The sequence below is a fragment of the Dyadobacter sediminis genome, from assembly GCF_005860765.1.
Classification (GTDB): Bacteria; Bacteroidota; Bacteroidia; order Cytophagales; family Spirosomataceae; genus Dyadobacter; species Dyadobacter sediminis.
This window is the reverse complement of sequence record NZ_VCEI01000021.1, coordinates 469,740-495,398: the sequence shown is the minus strand read 5'-3', so window position 1 is coordinate 495,398 and position 25,659 is coordinate 469,740. Positions and strand designations below refer to the sequence as shown.

The 25,659-nt window shown below is 46.0% G+C and carries 23 protein-coding genes; 6 read left to right on the top strand and 17 right to left on the bottom strand.

Annotation, left to right across the window (positions count from 1 at the left end; genetic code table 11):
* Window position 1: 1 nt before the first annotated feature.
* On the bottom strand, window positions 2-478 hold the full coding sequence (locus tag FEM55_RS09375; RefSeq protein ID WP_138281067.1) for an NUDIX hydrolase: 477 nt from the start codon (window positions 476-478) through the stop codon (window positions 2-4).
* A 198-nt stretch (window positions 479-676) separates the two neighbouring features.
* Between FEM55_RS09375 and FEM55_RS09370 the strand changes: the two genes are divergently transcribed.
* Together FEM55_RS09370 and FEM55_RS09365 are read left to right on the top strand one after the other, a co-directional pair.
* Window positions 677-1,114 carry a nuclear transport factor 2 family protein gene (locus FEM55_RS09370; protein WP_229209179.1) on the top strand — a complete coding sequence of 146 codons (438 nt, stop codon included), beginning with the start codon at window positions 677-679 and terminating at the stop codon, window positions 1,112-1,114.
* Window positions 1,111-2,193, top strand: a complete 1,083-nt coding sequence (locus tag FEM55_RS09365; RefSeq protein WP_171036523.1) for an alkaline phosphatase family protein — start codon at window positions 1,111-1,113, stop codon at window positions 2,191-2,193. Before FEM55_RS09370 ends, FEM55_RS09365 begins: the two co-directional genes overlap by 4 nt.
* Before the next feature lie 147 nt (window positions 2,194-2,340).
* On the opposite strand, the gene FEM55_RS09360 is transcribed toward FEM55_RS09365, so the two are convergent.
* From FEM55_RS09360 to FEM55_RS25475, 3 genes are all read right to left on the bottom strand, one after another.
* The gene (locus FEM55_RS09360) at window positions 2,341-3,555 is read right to left on the bottom strand and encodes an ATP-grasp domain-containing protein (RefSeq protein ID WP_138281065.1); all 1,215 of its coding nucleotides are present in this window, start codon (window positions 3,553-3,555) and stop codon (window positions 2,341-2,343) included.
* Window positions 3,556-3,711: 156 nt separating this feature from the next.
* Window positions 3,712-5,106 carry a leucyl aminopeptidase family protein gene (locus FEM55_RS09355; protein ID WP_138281064.1) on the bottom strand — a complete coding sequence of 465 codons (1,395 nt, stop codon included), beginning with the start codon at window positions 5,104-5,106 and terminating at the stop codon, window positions 3,712-3,714.
* Window positions 5,107-5,409: 303 nt separating this feature from the next.
* On the bottom strand, window positions 5,410-6,309 hold the full coding sequence (locus FEM55_RS25475) for a M20/M25/M40 family metallo-hydrolase (RefSeq protein WP_445447099.1): 900 nt from the start codon (window positions 6,307-6,309) through the stop codon (window positions 5,410-5,412).
* 864 nt (window positions 6,310-7,173) lie between these two features.
* On the opposite strand from FEM55_RS25475, the gene FEM55_RS09345 reads away from it, so the two are divergent.
* Both FEM55_RS09345 and FEM55_RS09340 read left to right on the top strand, forming a co-directional pair.
* On the top strand, window positions 7,174-8,088 hold the full coding sequence (locus FEM55_RS09345) for a UbiA family prenyltransferase (RefSeq protein ID WP_229209177.1): 915 nt from the start codon (window positions 7,174-7,176) through the stop codon (window positions 8,086-8,088).
* Window positions 8,089-8,094: 6 nt separating this feature from the next.
* Window positions 8,095-8,730 (top strand): class I SAM-dependent methyltransferase, encoded by a 636-nt coding sequence (locus FEM55_RS09340; protein WP_229209176.1) that lies wholly within the window; start codon window positions 8,095-8,097, stop codon window positions 8,728-8,730.
* Window positions 8,731-8,755: 25 nt separating this feature from the next.
* Here the strand turns inward: FEM55_RS09340 and FEM55_RS09335 are convergent, their stop codons facing one another.
* Entirely contained in the window at window positions 8,756-9,655 is a 900-nt protein-coding gene (locus FEM55_RS09335; protein WP_138281061.1) for an EamA family transporter, read from the bottom strand.
* 169 nt (window positions 9,656-9,824) lie between these two features.
* Between FEM55_RS09335 and FEM55_RS09330 the strand changes: the two genes are divergently transcribed.
* A complete protein-coding gene (locus tag FEM55_RS09330; protein WP_138281060.1) occupies window positions 9,825-10,622 on the top strand; it encodes an HAD family hydrolase in 798 nt (265 codons plus the stop codon).
* A gap of 10 nt (window positions 10,623-10,632) precedes the next feature.
* On the opposite strand, the gene fabF is transcribed toward FEM55_RS09330, so the two are convergent.
* The 7 genes from fabF to FEM55_RS09295 form a co-directional block, all read right to left on the bottom strand.
* On the bottom strand, window positions 10,633-11,883 hold the full coding sequence (gene fabF / locus FEM55_RS09325; protein WP_138281059.1) for a beta-ketoacyl-ACP synthase II: 1,251 nt from the start codon (window positions 11,881-11,883) through the stop codon (window positions 10,633-10,635).
* A gap of 32 nt (window positions 11,884-11,915) precedes the next feature.
* Window positions 11,916-12,152 (bottom strand): DUF2798 domain-containing protein, encoded by a 237-nt coding sequence (locus FEM55_RS09320; RefSeq protein WP_171036522.1) that lies wholly within the window; start codon window positions 12,150-12,152, stop codon window positions 11,916-11,918.
* 51 nt (window positions 12,153-12,203) lie between these two features.
* Window positions 12,204-12,941, bottom strand: coding sequence for an SDR family oxidoreductase (locus tag FEM55_RS09315; protein WP_138281058.1), 738 nt, complete (start codon window positions 12,939-12,941; stop codon window positions 12,204-12,206).
* A 59-nt stretch (window positions 12,942-13,000) separates the two neighbouring features.
* Window positions 13,001-13,588: a TetR/AcrR family transcriptional regulator gene (locus tag FEM55_RS09310; protein ID WP_138281057.1), complete on the bottom strand. Its 588-nt coding sequence runs from the start codon at window positions 13,586-13,588 to the stop codon at window positions 13,001-13,003.
* A 250-nt stretch (window positions 13,589-13,838) separates the two neighbouring features.
* On the bottom strand, window positions 13,839-15,107 hold the full coding sequence (locus FEM55_RS09305; RefSeq protein ID WP_138281056.1) for a PQQ-dependent sugar dehydrogenase: 1,269 nt from the start codon (window positions 15,105-15,107) through the stop codon (window positions 13,839-13,841).
* A gap of 218 nt (window positions 15,108-15,325) precedes the next feature.
* Window positions 15,326-15,880 carry a DUF2911 domain-containing protein gene (locus tag FEM55_RS09300; RefSeq protein ID WP_138281055.1) on the bottom strand — a complete coding sequence of 185 codons (555 nt, stop codon included), beginning with the start codon at window positions 15,878-15,880 and terminating at the stop codon, window positions 15,326-15,328.
* A gap of 128 nt (window positions 15,881-16,008) precedes the next feature.
* Entirely contained in the window at window positions 16,009-17,610 is a 1,602-nt protein-coding gene (locus FEM55_RS09295; protein WP_138281054.1) for a serine hydrolase domain-containing protein, read from the bottom strand.
* A 136-nt stretch (window positions 17,611-17,746) separates the two neighbouring features.
* Here FEM55_RS09295 and FEM55_RS09290 point away from each other — a divergent pair, with 136 nt between their 5' ends.
* The gene (locus FEM55_RS09290) at window positions 17,747-18,889 is read left to right on the top strand and encodes a DEAD/DEAH box helicase (RefSeq protein WP_138281053.1); all 1,143 of its coding nucleotides are present in this window, start codon (window positions 17,747-17,749) and stop codon (window positions 18,887-18,889) included.
* 7 nt (window positions 18,890-18,896) lie between these two features.
* Here the strand turns inward: FEM55_RS09290 and FEM55_RS09285 are convergent, their stop codons facing one another.
* The 5 genes from FEM55_RS09285 to FEM55_RS09265 form a co-directional block, all read right to left on the bottom strand.
* Complete coding sequence (locus FEM55_RS09285) at window positions 18,897-20,015, bottom strand: sialidase family protein (protein WP_138281052.1); 1,119 nt, start codon at window positions 20,013-20,015, stop codon at window positions 18,897-18,899.
* A gap of 48 nt (window positions 20,016-20,063) precedes the next feature.
* Complete coding sequence (locus FEM55_RS09280; protein ID WP_138281051.1) at window positions 20,064-21,071, bottom strand: NAD(P)H-dependent glycerol-3-phosphate dehydrogenase; 1,008 nt, start codon at window positions 21,069-21,071, stop codon at window positions 20,064-20,066.
* A 192-nt stretch (window positions 21,072-21,263) separates the two neighbouring features.
* Window positions 21,264-22,688, bottom strand: a complete 1,425-nt coding sequence (locus FEM55_RS09275; RefSeq protein ID WP_138281050.1) for an efflux RND transporter periplasmic adaptor subunit — start codon at window positions 22,686-22,688, stop codon at window positions 21,264-21,266.
* Between the two features lie 56 nt (window positions 22,689-22,744).
* Window positions 22,745-24,238 carry a TolC family protein gene (locus tag FEM55_RS09270; RefSeq protein WP_229209175.1) on the bottom strand — a complete coding sequence of 498 codons (1,494 nt, stop codon included), beginning with the start codon at window positions 24,236-24,238 and terminating at the stop codon, window positions 22,745-22,747.
* A gap of 115 nt (window positions 24,239-24,353) precedes the next feature.
* Window positions 24,354-25,589, bottom strand: a complete 1,236-nt coding sequence (locus FEM55_RS09265) for a spore maturation protein (RefSeq protein WP_138281049.1) — start codon at window positions 25,587-25,589, stop codon at window positions 24,354-24,356.
* Between the last annotated feature and the right edge of the window lie 70 nt (window positions 25,590-25,659).

The window sequence follows — 25,659 nt, the reverse complement described above, 5'->3', positions numbered from 1 at the left end:
ATTACAACCCGTCCAGATCGGTGAAACCGGATGTAAAATGACCCGTTTCAAGCGGATTCTGAGCCAGTGCAGCGGCAAGAAACTCCGGATAAATCTTAATGGAGTGCAGACTTTCCGCATCCAGCCATTTGAAAAGCAGTTCTTCCTGGCCTTCACTTCCTGAAAAATCCGTCTGGTCCTTTAAGTCAGGAATTTCCATTTCAAAATAAAAGCCGATTTCATGATGTCTGATGCCGTTATAGCGAAAGAAGTTTTCCGAAATCCAGAGCATTTTACCGACTTGCACCAGCATTCCCGTTTCCTCCTGCATTTCCCTTCGCAGCGTATCCTGTGAAAACTCGAACAGTTCCGCACGGCCGCCCGGCAGGCTCCAGAAATGATCCGACGGCGTTTTATGCATAAGCACTTTTCCGTTCAGAATGGCAACGCCAGCCACGCGGTAATTGAAAAGAGAATCCTGAACGGGAAGACTGATCATTTCAACAGAAATTAACTTTAATTACAATTTATTCAGCGAAGCTGCGAATTTAGGCAGGAAATCGAAAATACCTGCGTCGCATTCCGATCAGTAGGAGAAATCCTGAACCGGCTTTTAACAGCAAAGGCATGGCAGATTTTATATTTGCAACCATTGCTTAAACTTGTATTCTGTTCAAATTCCATAATTATTGTAAAAATGAAAATAAAAAAAACGTTGTTACTCGCTGTTTTCCTGCTACTTGGAAATATAATTGCATTTGCACAAGGCAAAGATGAAAAAGCAGTTGCAGATGCCGTGGAAAAACTGCGGGTTGCCATTGTAGATGCCAATGAAGAAGCCCTGAACAAACTTACTTCGCCCATGCTTACATACGGCCATTCCAACGGATTGCTGGAAGATAAAAAAGAATTCATCCGGGCTTTGACCAGTGAAGAATCTAATTTTACTAAAATCGAGCTTTCCGACCAGACCATTTCCATTTCCGGCGACGTGGCGCTTGTACGGCACAAACTGGCGGGCGAAACGCATAACAAAGGCAAAGATCCGGCTTCAGTCAAACTGGGCATTTTAATGGTTATGCAAAAAACCAAAGGCGAATGGGTGCTGCTGGCACGTCAGGCTTTCAAGCTATGAACGTACTTCTTGCCTTAACGTTTGCCTTGCTGTCATTTACACACACTTTTGCCCAATCCCGCAAGACGGAGAATCTGGTTGTCATTGTACTGGACGGCATGCGCTGGCAGGAAGTTTTTGAAGGCGCAGATTCCGTACTGATCAACAAACCGCAGTTTACCAGGAACAAAGACCGGATAAAAAGCCGGTACTGGAATGATGCTATTAACAAGCGCCGTGAAAAACTGATGCCCTTTTTCTGGAATACAGTTGTTTCCAAAGGCGTAGCGTACGGCAACAGGAATTTCGGAAATACGGCGGATGTTACCAATCCTTTCCGGCTTACTTATCCCGGCTTCAGTGAAATGCTGACCGGCTTTGCTGATCCTGCGATAAGTTCCAACCGGCTTGTTACAAGCAAATCGCAGAATGTGCTGGAATTCATTAACAGGCAAAATGCATATCAAGGAAAAGTGGCCGTCTTTGCTACTTCAGATCTTTTTCCTTTTCTGCTCGACCGCGCAAACAGCAACCTGTACATCAATGCCGACAGCGATTCGCTTGCATTTCTATCAAAAGAATTTCAGCTTCTCAATGAAATGCAGCGCCTGAGCAACAAGCCTACAACCGAACGCCCCGACTTGCTCACTTACTTTGCTGCCAGGGAATATGTAAAGGCCTACAAGCCCAAAGTATTGTATCTCGCACTGGGCGAAACGGACGCATTTGCGCATCAGGGCAATTATGAACAATACCTTGAAACGGCAAAGGCGGAAGATCAGATGATTTCGGAGCTGTGGACATTGCTGCAGTCCATGCCGCAGTACAAGGACAAAACGACTCTGATTGTAACCTGCGATCACGGACGCGGCAACCAGATCAAAGAACAGTGGATCGGGCACGGCGCACTGATCAAAGATTCCGGAGAGATCTGGATTGCGGCAATGGGCCCGGACATCAAAGCATCCGGTGAAGCAAAAAACAAGGGCCAATTGTATCAGGCTCAGCTTGCAGCCACCATGGCCGCCATACTGGGTTTTGATTTCAAACCGGAAACGCACAAGGCCATGGAACCGATCCGTTCCTTGATTTTAAAGTAGATGGCTGTTGGCTGTTAGCTATTGGCTGTTAGCTGTTGGCTATTGGCTTTTAGCTTTTAAAAAGATAAATATTTAATCATAAGTAAATGGTAATTGTTAAAAAACCTTAGCCGGCTTATAACAATTGATTTATCAAGATTAACAGCCTTAATTCGTTGGCCTTACCGGAACCGGAGCCGATGCGTGATAATCTTTCTGAATGATCTCTGCATAACGATCCATTAATTCGATGACCTTTTCCCGCGACTTGGAACGGACAACCAAACCGACATGATGCGGTTCGTTCATGCGCCAGACAATTTCAGGATCGTTGAAAACAGAAACATCAGGCCATTCCTGGCGGGTAAGAGAAATAATAATTCCTGCGTAATCCTTTCTGACCGGCGGCAGTTTGTAGCTTTCGCCTTTTGCCTCGGCCGTTTCCATCCTTGCCCATTCTTTCCAGAGATTTATTCCCGAAGAGGCTTCCACCATTTCGGATAAATTGGCGCCGCCTACACGGGAAGAAGTTTCCAGAAAATAATACTTTCCGTCGTCATGGCAACGGATTACTTCAGTATGCGACGCGCTGTGTTTCAAGCCGAAAGCTTTGAGCAGATCCACGGCAAGTGTTTCCAGTGCATGGTCTTCCGCCGAATCGAACGGAACGGTAACCGACCTGAAAATGCCGCCTCCGTGCGCCACATCAAAAGGCGGCGCGAGGTATTTGCTGTTCCATGAAAAAATCACGATGCCGTTATAGGAAATGGAATCCACATGATAAACATCGCCCGGCTTGTATTGTTCCACCAGGTATGCATGCCTTTTGTCGCCGAGGTCGTGAATCGTCTGCCATAATTCTTCGGCGCTGTGCATTTTTTTGATACCCGTTGCGGATGCCTCCGACCGGGGTTTGATCATCCACGGACCCGGATATTTTTCTATAAACCGGTTGATATCGTCGTCATTGAACAAAGAAGAAAATCCCGGAACCAGAATGCCGGATTCCGCCGCTTTGGTACGCATGGCCAGTTTGTCACGAAAGTATCTTCCGGTCGTTTGTCCCATGCCCGGGATCCGGAAATATTCGCGGATATGCGCTGCTTTTTCAACATCAAAATCGTCCAGCGCCACTACGCGGTCAATGGGCCGGCTGCGCATGACATAAGCCAGGCCATTGATGATGTCGTTCATATTATATGCCCCGTTCTCGTTTTCTTCTACATAAAAGAATTCATCAACGGCTTCCCTGGCCCACGGTTTGTTTTCCAGCTTTTTTGCCGTCAGCAAATAGACTTTATTACCGGCTTCTTTACAAGCTTTCATAAAATCATTTCCCTTGAAGAATGTTGATATACAAAGAAAAGTTAAGGTCCGGGTCATATAAAAATGCTTTGGTGAATAATAGCAATGATCAATCCTGAAAGGATCACAACCATACTTACATGCTCAAATCTAGCAAATAGAACCAGTTCTGCAAGAAAATGCAGCTAATTTATATTATAATTATTCCGGCCCGGATCCTGAATTATTCCGGCATTAAACCCCTGATTTGGAAAGGTATGCACATAGCAAACGGATTCCGTAAGCCGTTCCGCAGCGGCCTGAGGCAAATTCAATATCCCCGAAAGCCGTTCCTGCAATGTCCAGATGCGCCCATTGCGGATGCTGATCCGTAAAAACTTCCAGGAATTTGGCAGCCACGATTGCCCCGGCCAACGGCTTTCCATGATAATTTTTGACGTCGGCAATATCGGATGAAATCTCTTCTTTGTATTCGTCCCAGACCGGCAGGCGCCACAAGCGTTCACCCGTGTAATCGCCCGCCTCAATCAGTTCTTCTGCAAGCGAATCGCTGGGTGTAAAAAGTCCGGCGGCTTCGTAGCCAAGGGTTTGAATAACGCTTCCCGTCAGCGTGGCCAGATCAATGATCACGTCCGGGTTAAACTGTTTTGCTGCGTAACTCAGCCCATCGGCAAGGATCAGCCTGCCTTCGGCATCCGTATCAATGACTTCAATCGTTTTTCCGGAATAGGAACCGATCACATCGCCGGGCTTTGTAGCGGAGCCGTCCACGCAGTTTTCCGTTGAAGGAATGATGCCGATAACCCGGACGGGCAGTTTCAGCTGCGCCACAAGTTCCAAAGTTCCAAGTACCGCTGCCGCGCCGCCCATGTCGCTTTTCATCAGGTGCATATTGGCCGAAGGTTTGATGGAAATACCGCCGGTATCGAATGTCACGCCTTTTCCGACGAGTGCAATCGTCTTCTGATAATTTTCAGGTTCATATTCGCTGATGATCATGACCGGGGGAGCATCGCTGCCTTTGCTCACCGACAACAAAGCATGCATTCTCAGTTCCTGCAATTTTTCTTTTTCAAAAACAGTGACCTTATACCCGTTTTGCTCACCCGAATTCTTTGCCCATTCTGCAAGCGTTTGCGGCGTTTTGTAATTTCCCGGCGCATTCATCAGATCCATGATCCGCATTTGTACCATGGCAGTCTGCTGTGCAGCATGAATGCTGTTCTGTACTTCTTCTGAATCCGAATAGGTTAAAATCTGCAAGGTACCTTTTTCAAAAAAGCGGCTGAAAGGCTTCGGCTCTGTTTTATAAAGCTGAATATTGTAGCCGCCCAGAATAATTCCGTTTACGGCATTTCCGATCCATTCCGGCGAATAACCTTTTGCATCCAGCACGATCTGTTCCGGCCAGCGGTCTTTCCGCTTGAAGAAAAACGATCTAAAAATCCGGATAACGGCCGAGAGCTTTGGAGATTTCCCAAGGCCCAGCCAGACTTCATGGGATGAATACCACCATATTTCACCTTTTTCAGCCCTGAACATGGATTGGTTTTCCGGTTCGGAGCCTTCTTCAAACGGACGGATCAGAAGTATGTTCTCGTCAGTTTGTACGGTCTGGTTTATTTGCATGGTTTTGTGGTTAAGGTTATTGGTGTTTGGCTGTTAGCGGTTTAGCTTTTGGCTTTTACAATTTGCTTACTCTGGACATAAGTTTCCTGACTGTTTATTCTAATTGCCAAAAACCGCCAGCATTGAAATTCAACTTTGCATACATACATCAATTAACAATCCATGATAAAAATGCCCCTCGATAAAAATTACCAATCCATAACAAAAAATGACAATCCATAACAAAAAATGTCTCTTTACAAAAATCACCAATCCATGACAAAAAATGCCCTTTGGACAAAAAATGACTGCTTGAAAGAATTGTCAATCCAGCCCGCCTCTCCGAATCGGCTTTCTTTGTTCCGGCCATGCGCCCGGCTTGCCTTCTGCATTCAATGGCAGTACACTTTTTTCACGCGAGGTTTTTACAGGATCTTCGCTGGCCTGATAAGCCATGATGGCGGCGAGTATGGCATTGCTGCGCACATCGTCGAACACGATTTTATCATACGTATCGCGGTTTGTATGCCACGTGTAAGTTCCGTAAGACCAGTTTAGCGAACTCAGCGAAAAAGCGGGCGCACCCGCAGCTACAAAAGAAGCAAAGTCGGAACCGCCTGCGCCGGGCGCGCCGGGAAAACGGGTTTCAACCGGAGATTTAATGGATTCCGGCACTTTCGATAACCAGCGTCCGATGTAGTCGTATGCATTCAAAAATCCCTGTCCGGATATGTTTATGACTCTCCCCGTTCCGTTATCCTGATTAAAAACAGCCTGAATATTTTTAACGATTTCCGGATGATCTTCCACAAAAGCCCGAGAGCCGTTCAGCCCCTGTTCTTCACTTCCCCAATGTCCGACCAGTATCGTTCTTTTTGGATTCGGATAAACTTTTTTCAGGATACGCATGGCTTCCATCATCACAATGGTGCCCGTTCCGTTGTCAGTTGCGCCCGTTCCTCCGTCCCAGGAATCAAAATGAGCGGACAGCATGACGTATTCATCCGGTTTTTCCGTTCCTCTGATTTCACCGATGGTATTGAAAGTGGTGCTGACACCTGTTTCCCTGGCATCCGCACGCACGCTGATTTTCGGCGTATGGCCCGATTCCGAAAGACGGTAAAGCAGGCCGTAGTCTTCCAGCGAAATATCTACAGTCGGGATTGTTTTGGTATATGCACCGAAAATCTTGTTTGCTCCGAAGCCTTTTGACCAGTAAGACATTACGATACCGGCAGCGCCGGCCTTTTCCAGTGCAACGGGCAAGGTGCGCGTGCTGTAACCCGTTTTTTTCAGCCGGGTTGCCCATGCTTCTGTTTGTGCATCACGGTCTTTTTTCATTTTTTCAAACGATTCCTTGGTAGCAAATTCCTGCCAGTTGTAATCCGGGCGGCCTGTCGGCTGATTCATGCTGATCATGATAAACTTGCCTTTTGCGGACGGCAACCATTTCTGGAAAGCCACAGAATCCGCCACATCCGGAAGGATCATGACTTCGGCCGTAACCGTTTTTCCGCCGGTTCCCGGGCTCCACGCAAGCTGCATTCCTTCCAGTGATTTTACGCGCGGCGCAATCATGTCGATATGCGAAGCGCCCCGCTCCCATCCGCGCCATTCGCCCCATTTTTCATTTTTGGCCGTAATATTCCAGCCTTTGTACTTGGCAACGGCCCATTCATGCGCCTGCATCATTTGCGGAGAACCCACGAGCCTCGGGCCAATGACATCCATCAGCTCATGCGCCAGCTTTTCCAGCTGTGAATTTTCAGTAGCTTCCTTAACGATGTTTTCGACAACGGGATCTTTTGCCTGGCCGAATCCCGGCTGCACAAGAAGTAAAAAAAGAAGAAGAAACAGCGGAGTTATTTTTTTCATGAAAGGTTAAAGTTTAAGAAGTTTCTGTTTCCGAATGTATGAAATACGGATGAAGCTTTCCATGCCAACTTGAAACATTCCAAATTCATATGCTTATTGCCACATAATTTCAGAATCAGGAATTGTAAAATAAATAACTGCATTTGTTTACGGTTTACAAGGCACTGGTTTTGCATATTGCAGGCACGCGTTCATTGTATGGGAAACAAAATTGTGTCATTTGTCTTTTTTGCCAATTATTTCGTCGGACTGCTTGCAGTAGCATTGTCCGTGGAAACTGCTTTCCAGCTGAACCTTCCGCTCAATTCTGCGGCATACTATATCCTTTTATTCAGCGCAACAGTTGTTTATTATACCTGGGCCTATTCCGGTCCGGTCAGTACAAAAGCTTCCGTAAACCCGCGAACGGAATGGTACCGGCTTCATCACCGTTTTGTAATCGTCAGCCAGTATGTGCTGGCTATACTTTGCATCGGCCTTGGATTGTGGCTGTTGATCAAAGATTTCAGCAAAATTTCCGCTTTGCCTTTTTATTACTGGCTGCTGCTTTCCGTTGTTCCGGTGGCCGCCATTTTATATTACGGCCTTTTGCCTGAAACATTCATTTCCCTGAATTTAAGAAGGACCGGCTGGCTCAAAGCATTTGTCATCGGTTTTGTATGGGCGGGCTGCGTCAATCTTTTTCCCGTGACAATGCTCCGCATCGAACATGGCATTTCCATTCACGAACCGTTTCTGATGCTCTGGCTTTTTATGAAAAACTGGATGTTCTGTACGGTAAATGCCATTATGTTCGACATGAAAGATTACGAAGACGACGCCAATATCGAGCTGAAAACCTTTGCCGTAAGAATGGGGCTGACAAATACGATTTACTATATTCTTGTTCCGTTGCTGCTCATCGGACTGGTGTCGTTCCTTACTTTTGCAGTTTACAGGCATTTCAGCCTTATAACTATTTTGCTGAACCTTGTTCCGTTTGTCTGTCTTCTGGCCGTTGCTTTTTCATTACAGAAACCGCGGAAGATTCTTTTTTACCTGATCGTTATTGACGGACTTTTGCTCGTAAAAGCCATTTGCGGCATTGCAGGCACTTTCTTTTCACAAAACTATCCATTTCATGGTTAAGAACGGATGATAACTAATAACTACGACGATATTGCCGGAAATTACGATGCGATCAGCCGGCTGGTTTTCCGGAAATCCATTGTGCGTTCGCAGCAGGTTCTTTTGCCGCATGTAAAAACGCCTTCTCGGATTCTGATCGTCGGCGGCGGTACCGGATGGATTCTGGAAGAACTCTCCAGAATCCATCCGCGCGGGCTTTCCATTACGTATGTTGAAATTTCCCGGAACATGATCGCACTGGCCGAAAAGAGAAACTGGCAGCAAAACCGGGTTTCGTTCGTGCATACTGCTATTGAAGATTATGATACCGAAATAAAATTTGATGTAATCATGACGCCGTTTCTCTTCGATAATTTCAGAACGGAAAGAGCAGAAACTGTTTTCAGGTTGCTCGACAAGCTTGTTTTACCGGGCGGATTGTGGCTTTTCACAGACTTTCATGTAGAAAAAAATGCCAGAGGAATCTGGCAGTTGGTTTTACTGAAAATCATGTACTGGTTTTTCCGGAAAATAGCTCATGTGGAAGCCGGTGAATTACCCAACCTTGACGCACAATTTCTGGCTGCGCGTTACGCATGCATTTACAAAAGTTTCCATTTCAGCAGATTTATACAATCGCTGGTTTTCAGAAAGCTGATTTAGAGTTCGGTATCCGGCAGAAAATAAATCATACAAGTACAGCCCTTTTCCTGCCGAAAATGAATCTTTCATTGAAGACAACAATGGAAATCAGGATAATGGAGTAAGCAACAATCTGGATAAAATTAATGGGCTCGTGAAAGTAAAACAGCGCAGTTACGAAATTCATAAGCGGATTGATATACAGCAAAATTCCCATGGTAGAAGAAGTTACGCCCTGCAAAGCATACAGGTTCATGTAAAGCGGTATGATCGTAAATACGACGGCGATAACGGCAATCAATGCATAAAATGAGAACTCCGTCGGGATGCCGGCGCTGTAAACGGGATAAAACGGCAGCAATATCAATGCGGAAAAAAGGATTTGAACGGTCAGTACCAGAAACTTGTCCATACCCGTATTCTTTCTCTGGCTAACTAAATAAAATGCATAGGAAGCCGCTACAATAAGGCTGTAAGCAATATCGGCAATGTTATTGAACGACAGCAGAATACAACTTGCAACACTCATCGAAACCGCCGTCCACTGCCATTTGCTGAGCTTTTCGTTCAGTACAAAAAACGCAATAACGGTCGTCATGATCGGACAAACGAGATAGGCAAACGATGCGGCTTTTACACTGATATGATTCATCACGTAAATGAAGAAAAACCAGTTGGCCGTCAGCAGAACTCCTCCGCTCAAAGTCAGCGCAGTTACGGTTTTTCTTTGCATGGCCGGCATTTGTTTAAAGATGCGGATGTTGTCAGCGAGCACTTTTCTTCTTATAAACAAACTGGTGACGGACATGATCACAGCGCAGAAAAACACCCTGTAAAATAAAATATCAAGCGAAGGATAATCTTTAAGCGGCTTTAAGGCAAGACTGAAGAATCCCCATATCACAAAGGATACAAAGGCGGACAAGTAGTATTTGGAAAATTTCATTACAAACAGAAAATGCGTTTATTTGAAGCTGCGGGCTTGTTTTTACCCAACAGAAAAAGATGCACGCCGGTTCGGAACAACACGGAAACTGTCTGAACGGCATGAAAAGAATGTTGCGTGAAACCTTGGCACGGTAATGGAATCAATAAGGCAAACTTAAACAAATCGTATGAATTTTTCGGATATAAGGATGGTGGCGACGGATATGGACGGAACGCTTTTAAACTCAAAACATGAACTGCATGAATCTTTTTACCCTGTTTTCCAAAAGCTGAAAGCGCATGGAATCCTGTTCGTGGCTGCAAGCGGCCGGCAGTATTTCAATCTGCTGAAAACGCTTCATACCATTAAAGATGAAGTCATTTTTGCCGCAGAAAACGGAAGTTATGTTGTTTTTCAGGATGAAGAAATCCATATTCAGGATATGGACGGGCAAATTGTCAAAGAGCTGGTGCTGCTTTCCAGATCAATTCCGGATACGTATGCAGTCATCTGCGGCAAGAAAAAAGCGTATGTTGAAAGCGACGAACCTGAATTCATCAATCATCTGAAACTGTATTTTGAACGCTACGAAGTCGTTGAGGACCTGACGAAAGTGGACGACGACCAGTTTCTGAAATTTACATTATGTGATCTTGCCGGTTCTGAAACAAACAGTTACCCGCATTTCAAACATTATGCAGATCATCTTCAGGTAAAAATCTCGGGGCAAATCTGGCTGGATATTTCCGATAAAAACGCGAATAAAGGCAAAGCCATGGAAGTGCTTCAAAAGATGTACGGAATTTCACCGGAACAAACAATGGCATTCGGAGATTATCTGAACGACCTTGAAATGCTGCAAAAAGCACATTTTTCGTATGCAATGGCCAATGCACATCCGGATATAAAAAAAGCAGCCCGTTCTCTCGCTAAAAGTAACGATGAAAACGGGGTTGTAGAAGTGCTTTCGGAACTGACCGATTAATCAAAAGCGGCTATTCGGTGTATTTCTTGAAAATGGAAGTCGCCGTATGGCCGCCAAATCCGAAGGTGTTGTTAAGCGCATAATTCACAGTCTTTCTGATCGACTCGCCGAGTATGATGTTCATGCCTTCCGGAACATGTTCGTCCAGATTTACCGTATTGATGGTGCCAGGAATGATGTCTTCTTTAACGGCCATTACACTCACAATGCTTTCAATAGCGCCGGCTGCGCCCAAAAGGTGGCCGGTCATGGATTTTGTAGCACTGATCGCAACGGGATGATCGCCAAATACCTGCTTCATTCCGTTCAGCTCACTCATATCGCCCAATCCGGTCGAAGTGGCATGTGCATTGACGTAATCGATCTTATCGGCTGAAATGCCCGCTTCTTTCAATGCTTTGTTCATGCCCAGCGCAGCGCCCATTCCGTCCGGCGGTGTGCCGGTCAGGTGATAAGCATCGGCTGCCATGCCGCCGCCAACGATTTCTGCATAGATTTTTGCGCCGCGAGCCACGGCATATTCCAGGTCTTCCAGAATCAGGGCAGCTGCGCCTTCGCCCATTACAAAACCGTCCCGGTCTTTGTCAAAAGGACGCGAAGCTGTTTCGGGTGAGTCGTTCCTTTTGGAAAGTGCCTGTGCTGCGCCGAATCCGCCAAGAGCCGAATAAATAATGGCTGCTTCCGAACCGCCGGCAACCATCAGTTTCGCTTTTCCCAGTCTGATTGTATCAAATGCGCTGATCACCGCCGTATTGGAAGATGCACAGGCAGAAACCGTACAGTAATTGGGGCCATGCAGTTTATGCCGGATCGAAATAACGCCTGCGGCAATGTCAACGATCATTTTAGGAATAAAGAAAGGACTGAAACGCGGAACACCGCCCGACGCATGGAATTCAAGAAGCTGATCTTCAAATGTGCCCATACCGCCGTTTCCCGTAGCCCAGATCACGCCCATATCATGGCGCTCCGAAACATCTATCGTGCTGAAATCCAGACCTGCATCTTTTATAGCATCGTCCGAAGCTGCAATGGCGTACTGCGTATGCAGATCAAACTTTTTCAATTCCTTTTTTTCAATGTAAGCTTCCGGATTAAAGTCTTTCACTTCGCATCCAAACTGGGTTTTAAATTTGGAAACGTCCATTTTGGTAATCGTGGCGGCGCCGCTTTTACCATTGACTATATTTTTCCAGAACTCGCCAACCGTATTGCCCAATGGAGATATTACTCCCAAACCTGTAACTACTACTCTTTTCATAAAATGTTGAATTGTTTCTAAGACACCGGGCATTACGAATCATACTGCCGGGTCACTGCCTCTTTGAACATGGAATTTACCAGTTTTTGTACAATCGGTCCTACCAGTAAAATCACCGGAATGACTGCTATATAGGCCATGCTCCAAGATTTCAGCCAAATCACTAAAAAATTGCTAACAAATCCAATATTAATGGAAATCAAAGTAAAGGAAATTATGCCCGTAGTAATAATTCCCATAATCATGGCAAATGCAATTCTGTGTTTCATTGTGTTGTATGTACTGAAAAGAATATTTCAACCAATTTTTGTAACAAACGGTTACGAATTCATGGCCAGCAGCGCACCGGCAGGATCGTGCTGAAAAAGCTGATAAAGTTGCGCAGTCCGGCCGACATGAATTTCATAAGTATCATCTTCAAAAGCATTCATCAGATCTTCGGCAACCTGCCTGGGCGGAATGCCGTTTGTACCGCCTATTTCCTGTGAAAAATCCGTGTTGACCAGCGGCGGCATCAGTTCAAAAACTTTGATGTTCGTAGCATTTCCAAGCGTGAAGCGCAGCGACTGCGAATAAGAATGCAGCGCGGCTTTACTGGCGGCATACGTAGGCAGCACATGGTTCGGAACAAAAGCAACAATACTGGAAACATGGACAATAGCGGCTTGTGCCACGTTTTTCAGCAGCGGAAGCAACTTCTGATTGAGCCGGATAACAGACAAATAATTCGTAAGCATTTCCTCTTCCGCATTTGCAAACGCGTTGTCATCGCCGTCCAGTTTATAGTAAGATGCTTTTCCGGCGTTGTTGATGATTACATTGAGATCCGGAAAATTCTTTTTCAGATAATCAGCCAGCTTGTCTACATCGTCCGGAACGGTTACGTCACAAACAAAGGGCGTTACGTTCTTCAGCTTTGCAGCGGCCATGCGCAGCCGTATTTCATTTCTGCCAGTTATAATCACTTGATTGTTCTGCTCCGAAAAAATACGCGCAATTTCAAAACCGATCCCGGCACTTCCGCCGGTTATCAGAATCACGTTTCCAGTTGTTTTCATTTTTGTTTTTGTTTAATCCGAAATTATATACCGATCGGTATATTCTACTGTAAAATTTTTTAACCTAAATCATCGATCATTTTTTTAATGGACTTCATAACTGCATTTCTGTAGTTCAATTTGCCTGTGACCTTCGCCATCATGATTCCGCCTTCAATCATGGCAATAATGGTCAGGGCCATTTGCTCCGGATCCGTATCTGCATGAAATTCCCGGTTATCCATGCCTTTTTTAATCAATGCCTGTAGATTGTTTTTCCATTGCATGATGGCATCGGCCGCTTTTTGCCGGAGTTCGGGGTGCGTATCGTCGGCTTCCGTGGAGGTATTCAGGATCGGACATCCGCCGTCCGGAAAAGGAAATTCGAGAAAGTTGTTGTACACATGCACATACACCAGAAGTCTCTCTTTAACAGAATCCTTGCTGTCCATTTCATGCCTGATTACTTTATGAACCATTTTGAGGTTGTGGTCAAAAGCAGCCAGCGCAACGTCATCCTTGTTTCTGAAATTTCCGTAAATACTTCCTTTTGTAAGGCCCGTCGCCTGAATCATATCATTGATGGACGTTCCTGCAAATCCCTTTACATTAAAGATCGGAGCCGTCTTTTCAATGATAAATTGCCTGGTTTTTTCTGCCTTGTTCATCCTACTGAAATAATCACCTCACAAAAATATACCAATCGGTATATTTATACAAACATTCCGTGATTTATATTTTCAATTCCACAAAAAAAGGTACATCGCCTAAGCAAAATACCTTTTATAATATAGTCACGCAGAGCAATTCAAATTACCAAAAGCCATTTTAAACTATAAATGACTTTATTGACAATACATAAATACAAATGACTTATAACAATACATGACAACAAATGACAATTCTGCTTTCTCCATCCTACTTCCCAGCTGTGACCCGCCAGATCGTATCTCCCGAATCATCATTTACAAGCAATGATCCGTCTTCCATGACCGTAACACCAACCGGACGACCAAATACTTTGTCTTCGGTGTCTATAAACCCTGTCAGGAAATCTTCCTGTTTTCCGGTAGGCTTTCCATTTTCAAAAGGAATAAAAATGACTTTATAACCGGAAAGTCTGGAACGGTTCCATGAGCCGTGCTGACCAACAAAAGCACCTTTATAATACTTGGCCGGAAACTGGTTTTTATCATAGAAAGCAAATCCAAGCGAGGCGGTATGCGCTCCGACAGCCACATCCGGAACGATGGCCTTGGCTACAAGTTCAGGATTTTCACCTTTGCGGCGCGGGTCCACGTTCGGGCCAAAGTAAGAATAAGGCCAGCCGTAAAAACCGCCTTCCTTCACGCTGGTGACATAATCCGGGACCAGTTCATCACCCAGTTCGTCCCTCTCGTTTACTGCAGTCCACAATACGTTGGTACCCGGTTCCCAATCCATTCCGACCGGATTTCTCAATCCACTTGCATAAATTTTCTCACCTGTTCCGTCCGGATTGATCTGCAGAATATTGGCACGGCGCTTTTCCTTGTCCATGCCGTTATCGCCGACATTACTTCCGGAACCCACAGAAACGTAAATTTTGGAGCCGTCCGCATTGGCCAGCAGATTTCTGGTCCAGTGATTATTGTATCCGCCGGCAGGCAGTTCCAGTATTTTTTCACCTTTGCCCGTCATTTTGGTTTCGCCTGCTTTATAAGGATACCGGTAAAGTCCGTCGGTATTGGCTACATAAAAGAAATTTTTAAGCACCAGCATACCGAATGGCTTGTTCAGCTTTTCAAGGAAAATTTCCCGCAGTTCCGGCTTGCCGTCTTTGTTCACATCCCTCAAAAGCGTTATTCGGTCAGCACTTTTTTTCGTGTTCGATTCGGCCACGAAAATATCGCCGTTCGGTGCGATGTACGTCCATCTTGGGCTGTCCAGTTTATCTGCAAACTTGGTTACCGTAAATCCAACGGGCGCTTTCGGCATTTTTCCTTCCGGCCAGCCAGCTTCATCCGGACGTTTTTCTGCGGATTCGGTCGCAAAAGGCGGCGGCAAAGTCAGTTTTTCAGCTTCGGTTTTTACCGTGTCCGGGCCGCTTTTGGCAGCTTCCTCCTTTTCTTTTTCTTTACTGTTGCATCCGATCATTGTAGTAACGGCAAGGATGTATGCCACGGTAAGGCGGGTAATTCTGATCATAATCATATCGGGTTTGTTAAAAAACAAAAAAGCAGATTGCAGGTTTTTACAACCTTCATCTGCTTTTTAACAATAATGATGCCAGTTTGCTTTTGACAGGAAACCTGAGAAAACAGGACCATGCAGTTATGTGCAATCCTGATGAACAAAAACGTACGCGGTTATACGGCTATGATGCCTTTTTCAGGGTCAGAACCCAAGCTGGAATGTTTCAGGTTCTAGAAAGTGACCGGAACTTCAACAACGGTTGTTTCCCAGCCCAGGAACATTTTTGCTGCATTATCTGATGATTTTTCAAAAACAATGGAAAAGTTTTCAATCGGAGCATCTGCTTTTTTTACCGGAGCCGTTACGCGCAATACGTCATTGCCTTCCTTGTATTTGTAAGCGCCCCAGTAATCCAGGTCGGAGCTCAGGATAATGGTCCATTCTTTTTCACCGGGAATTGTAAACAGCGAGTACGTTCCGGCTTTTACAGGTTTGCCCGCAATTTTGGCATCCTGATAAAACTTGATCTCGGTGGATTCATCCGCACCCGTTCTCCATACTTTTCCATAAGGTTCCAGCTTCCCGAAAGCTTCTCTTCCTTTCAGATACGGACGGCTGTAGGAAACTTTGATCAAAGGTTTTTCACCATCTTTCCGGTCGTGTGCAAAATGGTCGGGGAAGTAGGCAATGTCGCGCGGGCTTTTATCCAACGGCCTGAATTTCTGCGCTTTTGCTGCAAATGAAAAAAGGCTAAGCAACAGAAAAATGGAAATGTTCTTTTTCATAAATGAATGCTGTAATGGTTAGAAGTTATTACCTGAAATAAGTTGAACTAATCATTTTCAATCGACCGCGTATCAGAAATTATATCCCAACAGCTAAAAGCCAATAGCTAACAGCTAATAAAAACCTGCTATGCAATCTGTTTTCCGGTCAGAACAGGCCGTGGATCTTTTGAATTGTTGAGCACCGCAAGGCTCTTCTTAAACTCAACCTGAACATTATTTTCCTCAAACACACATCTGACCTTTTCATAATGCGCGGTTTCTACAAATCTCCACGTCATTTCAAACGTATTCTCGTCGATCCATGCGCCGTTGGCTGCTATTTTGGTCATTTTTTCGCCCGGCACCGGTGTGGGAACAAGCTTTAACGGGATTGTGGAAAGGCTTGTTTCACCGCTTTTCCATTTGCCGATGCCGCAACTGATCCGGTGCTCGCCCTGATTGTCTTTCATTTTAAACGTACACGAATCTTTTGCAAACAAAAGCGCAACATTGCTTACGTTCAGGGAATTTTCACTGATGCTGTAAGCTCTGTTATTGATCTTTGAAACGATCGGTGACTGCGGCTTGCCCGTTTCAAGCGGCAGTGCAAGCGAAGTCAGTTTCCGTTGCAGCTGCTCCTGGATATTTTTACCGACAGAAGCATCTTCCGATTTGACAGCCGGCAGAATGTTGTTCCATACCTCATCCAGAATGGCCTGCATGTTGCTCGTTTCGCTTGTAATCGCAATCACCATTTCTTCCTTCGGCATCACAATGCAATATTGTCCGTAAGCGCCGTCACCGCGGTAAGCATCGTTACGGCACCGCCAGAACTGATAACCGTAACCTTGCAGCCAGTCATTTTCCTCTTTCTTCCGCGATCCGCCTTTGGACTGGATGTGCGAACGGGTCGCTTCATTTACCCATGATTCCGGAAGAAGCTGTTTTCCGTTCCACATGCCTTTCTGCAGGTACAATTGCCCGAATTTTGCAATGTCTTCTGTTTTCACACGTAATCCCCAGCCGCCGGTGTTGATTCCGTTCGGGTCCGTTTCCCAGTCCGCACCTTCAATGCCGAGCGGCTGAAACAGTCTGGGCCCAAGAAATTCAAGCAATGTTTTTCCGCTGCGTTTCTGTACAATCGCCGAAAGCATGTAAGTAGCCGCACTATTGTAAACAAAGAACGTTCCGGGCGTATGTTCCACGGGCTGGGCAAGAAATGACTTGATCCAGTTTTTGTCCGAAGATTCGCGAACGGCCGGCGTTGCATCTTTGTCATGGCCTGTGGACATCGTCAGCAAGTCCTGAACGCGCATGGCAGCCAGGTTGGGACTTACATCGGCAGGTTTTTCGTCCGGGAAAATGGAAATTACTTTATCCTCGACAGACAGCTTTCCGTCAGCGACGAGCATGCCGATGGCTGTGGAAGTAAAACTTTTGCTGAGCGAGTAAAGCGTATGCTTCAGTTCCGGCGCGTACGGCGCCCACCAGCCTTCCGCTACTACTTTCCCTTTTCGCAGAATCATCAGGCTGTGCAGATGAAGCGTTTCGGATTCAACGGCATTTACAAAATCCAGAATTCCTTTTGAAGATACCCCCTGCGACTCGGGGCTGCTCCTTGGCAACTGCACAGACCGGAACGATGATGCTGATGATGCCCATAAAGAAGTCGGAACGGCGCTGATCAAACCCAGCTGAAGTGCGCCCGAGCCAAGTTGCTGTAAAAATTCTCTGCGGTTATAGGACATATTTATGCTGTAAAGTATTGATTGTTATCCGTAGGTTTCGGGTTCCGGCTGTGCAAATTGAAAGGTTATTTTCCCGGGTAATGGTATCTTTGTACACATCAGCAAGTTTTATCCGACCAACTGCAAGCAGAACCGTATGTCTTTCAAATCCCTTGGCTTATCAGAATCCTTATTAAAAACCATTGAAGAACAGAATTATACTCAACCTTTCCCGATTCAGCAGGAAGCGATCCCGGCTATCCTGAAAGGGCATGATGTGCTGGGTATTGCCAAAACGGGTTCCGGAAAAACAGCCAGTTTTGTTCTGCCGATTCTTGAACTGTTTCAAAACAAACCGGCAGCAAAAAACAGGCATATTACTGCGCTGGTACTGGTACCGACAAGGGAACTGGCCGTACAGATTGCAGTTGTTTTCCAGACTTTCGGTGAAAGGCTTCCGAGAAAAGTAAAAACGCTGGCTGTATACGGAGGTGTTTCCATTAATCCGCAGATGATTTCCTTGCAAGGCGTAGAAATCCTCGTTGCCACGCCGGGAAGGTTACTGGATCTGCTTTCGTACAAGGCGCTCAGTCTTTCGGAAACGCAGATGCTTGTGCTGGATGAAGCGGACAAAATCCTGAATCTTGGCTTTGCCGAGGAAATGAAAGATATTTTTTTCCTGCTGCCAAAAAAACGCCAGAGCATTCTTTTTTCAGCAACGCTCGGCGAAGAAGTGGACAACATCAATAAAGAACAGCTCAGAAACCCCGTCCGCATCGAAATTGCTGAAGAAGAACAAAACCTGGATCTGATCAAACAAACGGGTTATTTCGTTGATCCGGATCGAAAAGGACCTTTGCTTCGGTATCTGATCAAAACAGGAAACATGAAACAGGTTCTGGTATTTGTTTCGGCTACGCGCACGGCGGATAATCTGGTTGAAAAGCTGAACAAAAACGGCATTCAGGCGATGGCGATGCACAGCAAAAAAAGCCAGGGTGCCAGAACAGAGGCATTAAACAAGTTTAAATCCGGAAAACTGACAGTACTGGTCGCTACGGATCTGGCTTCCCGCGGAATCGACATCCAGTTTCTGCCGCATGTGATCAATTTCGAACTGCCGCGCTCACCCAAGGATTATGTTCACCGGATAGGCCGGACCGGCCGCGCAGAAGCTTCCGGCGAGGCTATATCGCTGATTGTCCCGGAAGATGTGCATCATTTTCAGATCATTCAGAAAAAAATGGGCAAGCGCGTCGAAATGAAAGAATCGTACGATCTGGAACTGAAAGGCTACTGAAAGCCGGTCAGTTCTTTTTCTTTTCCTTTGCGGCCAGTTCCACAATATCCTTTTTGCTTCCTGTCCAGAACGCGACATTGCGCCGGTTGTAAGTATAAGTTACGGCTACGGAATCGCCCCAGCTGATGATGGCAGGATAGGAATATTCATCGTCTTTTTTACCGGTTGCAATGTCAATCCGGTCCGTCCAGTTCTGTCCGTTGTCGTACGATAACCCAAGTGAAAGCGGCGAACGCGATCCCCAGTCCTTGTCGTTTGGATTGTAGGCAAGTACGAGCGTGCCGTCGGGTATTTTTGCAAGATCAATTCCGCTGTTCGGGTTTGGCAAACTGGTTTTTTTGATTTCAGACCATGTTTTTCCATTGTCATTTGAGTCGCTCCGGCCGATTACGCCGCCGGTTGTACGTACGAGCATATGCACGTTTCCGGGTTTGGATTCCCATAATGTCGGCTGAATGGCTCCTTTTCCTTTGATTTCGGTTGTATCAATTTTAAAATACGGGCTTGCTGTCCAGGTTTTTCCCTTATCGGTGCTTCTGTCCACAAAAACTTCCCAGCGGTTTTCTTCATTGGACGAGCCGGCCAGCCAGTCGCCGTTTGAGAGTTCGATCAGTTTGTTTTTTACAGGCCCTCTTCCGCCTTTGTCGCCTTTTACCAGTTCATAAGCGTCGGACCAGGTTTCGCCGTTGTCGTCCGAAGATTTTACCCATGTTTCCCACTGCGGTATTTCCTTGCCTACTTTGAAATACAAATGGATTTTACCATCCGAAGTTCTTTGTAAAACAGGATTCCAGTGCGCATCTTCCCTTATTTTGGCAATTTCCTTTGGTGCGCTCCATTTTCCGGGACGTCCTTTCGAAAGCCAGATGCCTACATCCGGGTTCTTTTCTTCCGTGCCTCCAAACCATGCGATCAGAAACTGACCGTCGTTCAGGCGGACGAGCGTTGAAGCATGGCACTGTGCAAACGGGCGGTCATCTCCGAATACAAATTCCTTTTTGTTAGCTAGTGAATCCGTTTTTACATCTTCAGCAGTTTCTGTTTTTTTTGAATTGCATGATGCGGCGGCAATCAGCATAAAGCAAATTCCTGTTAAGAAGCAGTTGTTCGGAAGTTTGATACTCATGTTGGGATCCGGGGTTAAGGTGACTATTTTCAGAAGAAATGAATTCGATTATTTCATTAATTTTTTCAGATCGTCCATAACTTGCGCCGGCGCATGCTCTTCGTAGAGAATCCTGAAAACGGCATTTGTTATCGGCAGATTTACATTGTGAATTTTATTCAGTTCATGAATGCTTTTCGTTGCGTAATAGCCTTCTGCGATCATTTTCATTTCCAGCTGCGCCGCTTTTACGCTGTAACCGCGGCCGATCATGTTTCCGAATAGCCGGTTACGGCTGAACTGGGAATAAGCCGTCACAAGCAAATCACCCAGATACGCCGATGAACTGATGTTGCGCTCGCGTGCATCCAGTGCGGTCACAAAACTGCCGATCTCCTGCATGGCGTTGGAAACCAGCACGGCCTGAAAATTATCGCCATAGCCAAGCCCGTGCGTAATGCCGCAAGCCAGCGCAATGATGTTTTTCATCACAGCTGAATATTCCACGCCGTACAAGTCATCGAGCGGATTGGCGGTTACGTAGCGGCATGTCATCAGTTTTGCAAAATCTTCCGGAGCCGGGCATTCCGTGGAAGCAATGGAAAGGTAAGACTGTTTTTCAAGTGCGACTTCTTCGGCATGGCACGGACCGGCAATCACGCAGGTTTCGCTGAGTTCGATCTCGTATTCGTTTGCGATCCAGTCGGTAATCAGCATGTTTCTGTCGGGCAGCATGCCTTTTATTGCCGAAACAATGCGCCTGCCTTTCAGATGCTTTGCTGATAATGGCTGCAACGATTCCTGAATAAAAGCGGCTGGAACGGCCAGAATCACATAATCGGCGCCTTTTACCGCATCCTGGATTTTCTCAAAAACCTTTATTTTTTTAGGAGAAAGTACAACATCGCTGAGGTAACTCGGATTATGGTGAAATTTCCGGATATGCGCAATGTCATTCTGATTACGCAGCCACCAGCGTATCTGAACATGATTCTGTTCACACAATATCTTGATCAGTGCAGTGGCCCAGCTTCCGCCTCCGATGACAGCTATTTTTGTATTATTGTTCAAACTCATTCCTGAAATACCATTAACATCTTCAAAGGCGGTCTGCCGATCTTTCCGTTTGTGACGGGTTTCAAAAATGAGAAGATTTTAACAGAAATGTATGACTAGCGGGGTAATAAATAAAAAATCCTTGCAGCAAAGCCGCAAGGATTTTCCTTTTTAACCTAAACTAAATCGAACTTATTACTTTTTTAAAACGTATCAGTTCCCGTTTTCATTTGATTTTTTATCGTCTTTTTTCACATCTTCTTTCTTTTTTTCAATCAGGTCGCCGTTATTGAGGTTTTTGGAAACGGCAATGTACGGTCCTGAAATGATCGTGTCGCCCGGTTTGAGCCCGGATAATACTTCGATATTTTCAAAATCGCTGATGCCCGTCTTTACTTCTTTCATCACAGCCTTTCCATTCACGTCCATGAAAACCACTTCCTTGACGGCTTCTTCCTTTTTCGGCTTTTTATCAGTTCCCTCCGTATTTTCATCTGTGTTTGGCTGATTGTTCCCTGGATTGGCGGCATTGTTGCTTCTGGTCGTTACGGCTGCAATCGGCACGGACACAACGCCGTTCTTTCTTTCCGTGATAATTTCGACCGAAGCCGTCATGCCCGGCTTGAACGGATATGATTTTTTGGTTTTGGAAACCAGCAGATCTTCAAAGGATTCATTCAGAATTTTCACCTTTACTTCAAACTCGGTCACTGCATCGGCTGAAATGCTGGAAGAAGCCGCGCTTCCGGTTGCGGAAGATGCAAGTCCGGCGGCCGTATTTGCAATTTCCTTTACAATACCTCTGAATTTCCTTCCCGAAGCACTGTATGCATCCACGTCTATTTCCGCAGTGTCTCCGAGCGCTACGCGCACAATATCGTTTTCATTGACATTCACGCGTACTTCCATGTTGCTGAGGTTTGCAATGCGCATCATTTCCGTTCCGGCCATCTGTGAAGTTCCGACCACACGTTCGCCGGCTTCCACGTTCAGCAAGGAAACAATTCCGCTTACCGGCGCAAATATGCTCGTTTTACGAAGGTTTTCGGCTGCATCCTTTAATCCCGCCTCGGCACTTTTAATATTATAAAGAGCCGCTGAAACATTGGCCTTCGACGATTCCAGATCCTGCTGCGCAACGCCGTAAGAAGACAAAAACTGCTCGTAATCGGCAGCGGAAATGACTTTGTCGTTGTACAACTTTTTATTTCTTTCAAAATTGGCCTTTGCCTGTAAAAGCCGTGCTTCCGCCTGCGCCACCATCGCCTTGGTCTGCTCGTAATTGGCCTTGCTGGAATTCACCGTAGCCTGCGCACGCGCCAGTAAAGACTCATAATTATCGGGACGGATTTTCAGCAGTAGTTGCCCTTTCACTACCGAATCGCCTTCTGCTACGTTCAGGCTGATTATTTCTCCCGAAACGTCCGGGCTCAGCTTCACTTCCACTTCCGGCTGCACTTTTCCCGACGCACTCACACGTTCTATAATGTCGGCGCGTTTGACCGTTGTATATTCCACTTCGGTCGTTTTCGGCTTGCCGATGTATCCGGCTTGTTTGGCCCCGAATAAACCGGCAACAAGAAGTATCAGAATGCCTGCTGTAATCCACCAGATTCGTGTCGAAGATTTACGTGCCATATAATTACGGTTACATTTTTTGATTTTAATTGATAAGAAACTTTTCCGGCCGGATTTTAGAAATCGGACAGCGGACGGCCCATGTAGAAATCAAGGATTTTTGTACGGAATACATAATCGTATTTCGCCTGCACCAGATTTCCGTTGGCCCTGTCGAGATTGGCTTTTGCAATGTTGTATTCAACAGAATTCACGGCGCCCACGTCAAATTTTGCCTGAGAAACACGGAATGCTTCTGTCAGTGCACGAACCTGATTGGCTGTTGCCGAATATCTTTTTGCCGCATTGTTCATATCAATATAGGCCTGTTCCACATTTTTACGGATCGTCAGCTGCACTTGCTGCGCCTGATATTCATACGTTTTCTGCTGGATCTTGGCATTGGCGACGTTATATTTTACTCTGAAGTTGGTAAAAATAGGAATTGTCAGATTCAGGTTAATGGCCGAGTTCCGGTTGAAATTCAACTGATCAAAATAGCCGAAATAACGCAGGGAACCATTGGGCGTGGACACTTTCTGGACTATCGGAAGCTGCTCGTTGTTGTAAACAATGTAATCTGTCGCGGACGTTACTTCCACCATCGTCGCCCCGGAACCGTCCGAAACAAAACGTTCTTTTGGCGCGGCGCTCGAAAAAGCCGTGTAAACGCCGCCGTTGAGCGTGAGCGAAGGCATTCCTGCTCCTTTTGCCAGATCCACATTGGTTTTTGCTGCCTCTATGCGGAGATTTGCTGCTTTCATCTGCGGAAGATTGTTGACTGCTGCTTCGTAAATCTGCTGAATCGTCGCGTCATATGCCTGAAGTGTCGGATCGGCAACCGGTATTTCAACGACATTGATCGGATCGCTTCCCGGCATGTTCATGTATTGTTTAAGGTTCAGTTTGGCGGTTTCCAGATTGTTTTCTGCGTTAACCAAAGTCAGCTCGTCATTGGCAAGCTGCGCCTTCAGATCCAGCAGATTGCTTTCTGCAAGCGTTCCGGCCTCCACAAGCCGCGCGGTTCTTTCCACCTGAAGGGAAGAAGCATCCACTTGCCGCTGCGCCACTTCAATCAGTTCCTGATTGGTAATGACCTGAAGATAAGACAACGCCACGTTCAGCATGATGTCGTTCCGGGTCGCATCCAGGTCTTTTGCGCTTGCCTGCAGATTGATATCACTTCTCCGGATTGTATTTTTGATCTGAAATCCATTGAAAAGCGTAACCTGGCCGCCAAGCTGATAATTGTTGGAACTGATGTTCTGCTGTACAAACTGGTTGGTAAACGGATCGATATTCCGGCCGAAACTGAAACCCTGGCCGGCACTGAAACTCACACTCGGAAACCGCTGCCATTTGGACTGCTGGTAAATGTTGTTGTCCGACTGAACCTGAAGTTCCGCCTGTTTTACCTGCGGATTGGTTTCAAGCGCAATCCGGATGCAATCTTCAAGCGAGTACGTATTGGCCGGCTGGTTTATATTGGTTTGCGCAAAGGCTGCCGGCAGAAACATCATTCTGAAAATCAGAAAGGGAACAAGCAGGAATCTGGAGAAATGTTTCAGCATAAACTGTCCGTAGTTAGATAATCAATATTACGCCTTACATTAAAAAACAGCCATCCATTTTGTACGGACGGTTACTTCCAAGGGTAAAACGGTAACTGGAACGGAGCAGGAAATGTCAGTGGAAAAACAGGTAACCCAGCCATATTCCGGCCAGAACGCCAATCAGATCGGCAATTAACCCCGCTACAATGGCATATCGTGTGTTTTTGATTCCGACAGAACCAAAATAAAGCGCTACAATGTAAAGTGTCGTATCTGCCGAGCCGTTGAAAATACAAACCAGGCGCCCGATGAAGGAATCCGGCCCGAATTCTTTCATGGCATCGATCATCAGCGCTCTTGCCCCGCTCCCGCTCAGCGGCTTCATGAGCGCAACCGGCAGGGCATCCGCAAAGTCCGTATTCAGTCCTGAAAGTGAAAAAAGCCATTTCAATCCTTCAATCAGATAATCCATAGCACCGCAGTTCCGGAACGCGCTGATGGCAACGAGCAATCCGACGAGGTAAGGAATAATGGTCACGGAAGTTGTGAAACCGCCTTTTGCGCCTTCAATAAAGGTTTCAAATACATTTACTTTTTTATACATGCCCCAAAACAGAAATCCGGCCACGATAAACAGCAGTATGGAATTTCCTGTCAACACGGAGATCAGTTCGATCTGCTCTTTGGGCAGGCCGGAAAGATACCAAAGTGCAAGTCCGATGAATGCCGTGACGCTTCCGAGCCCGAGCATGACGGTCCGGTTGAATAAATTGATTTTTTGCCATGTTGCCGTAATGATCATGCTCACAACCGTTGTGACATAAGTCCCGACTACGCAAGGAATAAATACGTCGGACGGACTTGCAGCGCCCAGGATTGCCCTTTGCGCAATAATGGATAACGGAATAATCTGCAGACCGGAAGTATGCAGCACCAGAAACATGATCTGCGCATTGGAAGCGGTGTCTTTACTCGGATTGAGTTCCTGAAGACTTTGCATGGCTTTGAGCCCGAACGGCGTCGCGGCATTGTCCAGACCAAGCATATTGGCCGAAAAATTCATGATCATTTGTCCGTTTGCAGGATGATCTTTCGGGACTTCGGGAAAAAGTTTGTTAAAGAAAGGGCCTATAAATCTGGCAAGCACATTAATAATTCCGGCTTTTTCACCTACGTTCAGTATACCCAGAAAAAACGTCATCACGCCGGTCAGCGGCAAGGCAATATCCATGACGGCAACTTTGGCCATTTCCAGCATTCCTTCCGTAATTGCTTTGAAAGTCTGAACATCGCCGGTCAGGATAAATTTTAAAGTGGCTAACAGAAAGGCAATTACAAAGAATGCAACAAAAATATAGTTCAATGCCATGGTTTAAGTAAAAGATAAGAGGCGGGAATATCGGCGCTTGGTTTGAAATGTAACTCGTAAAATATTTTAT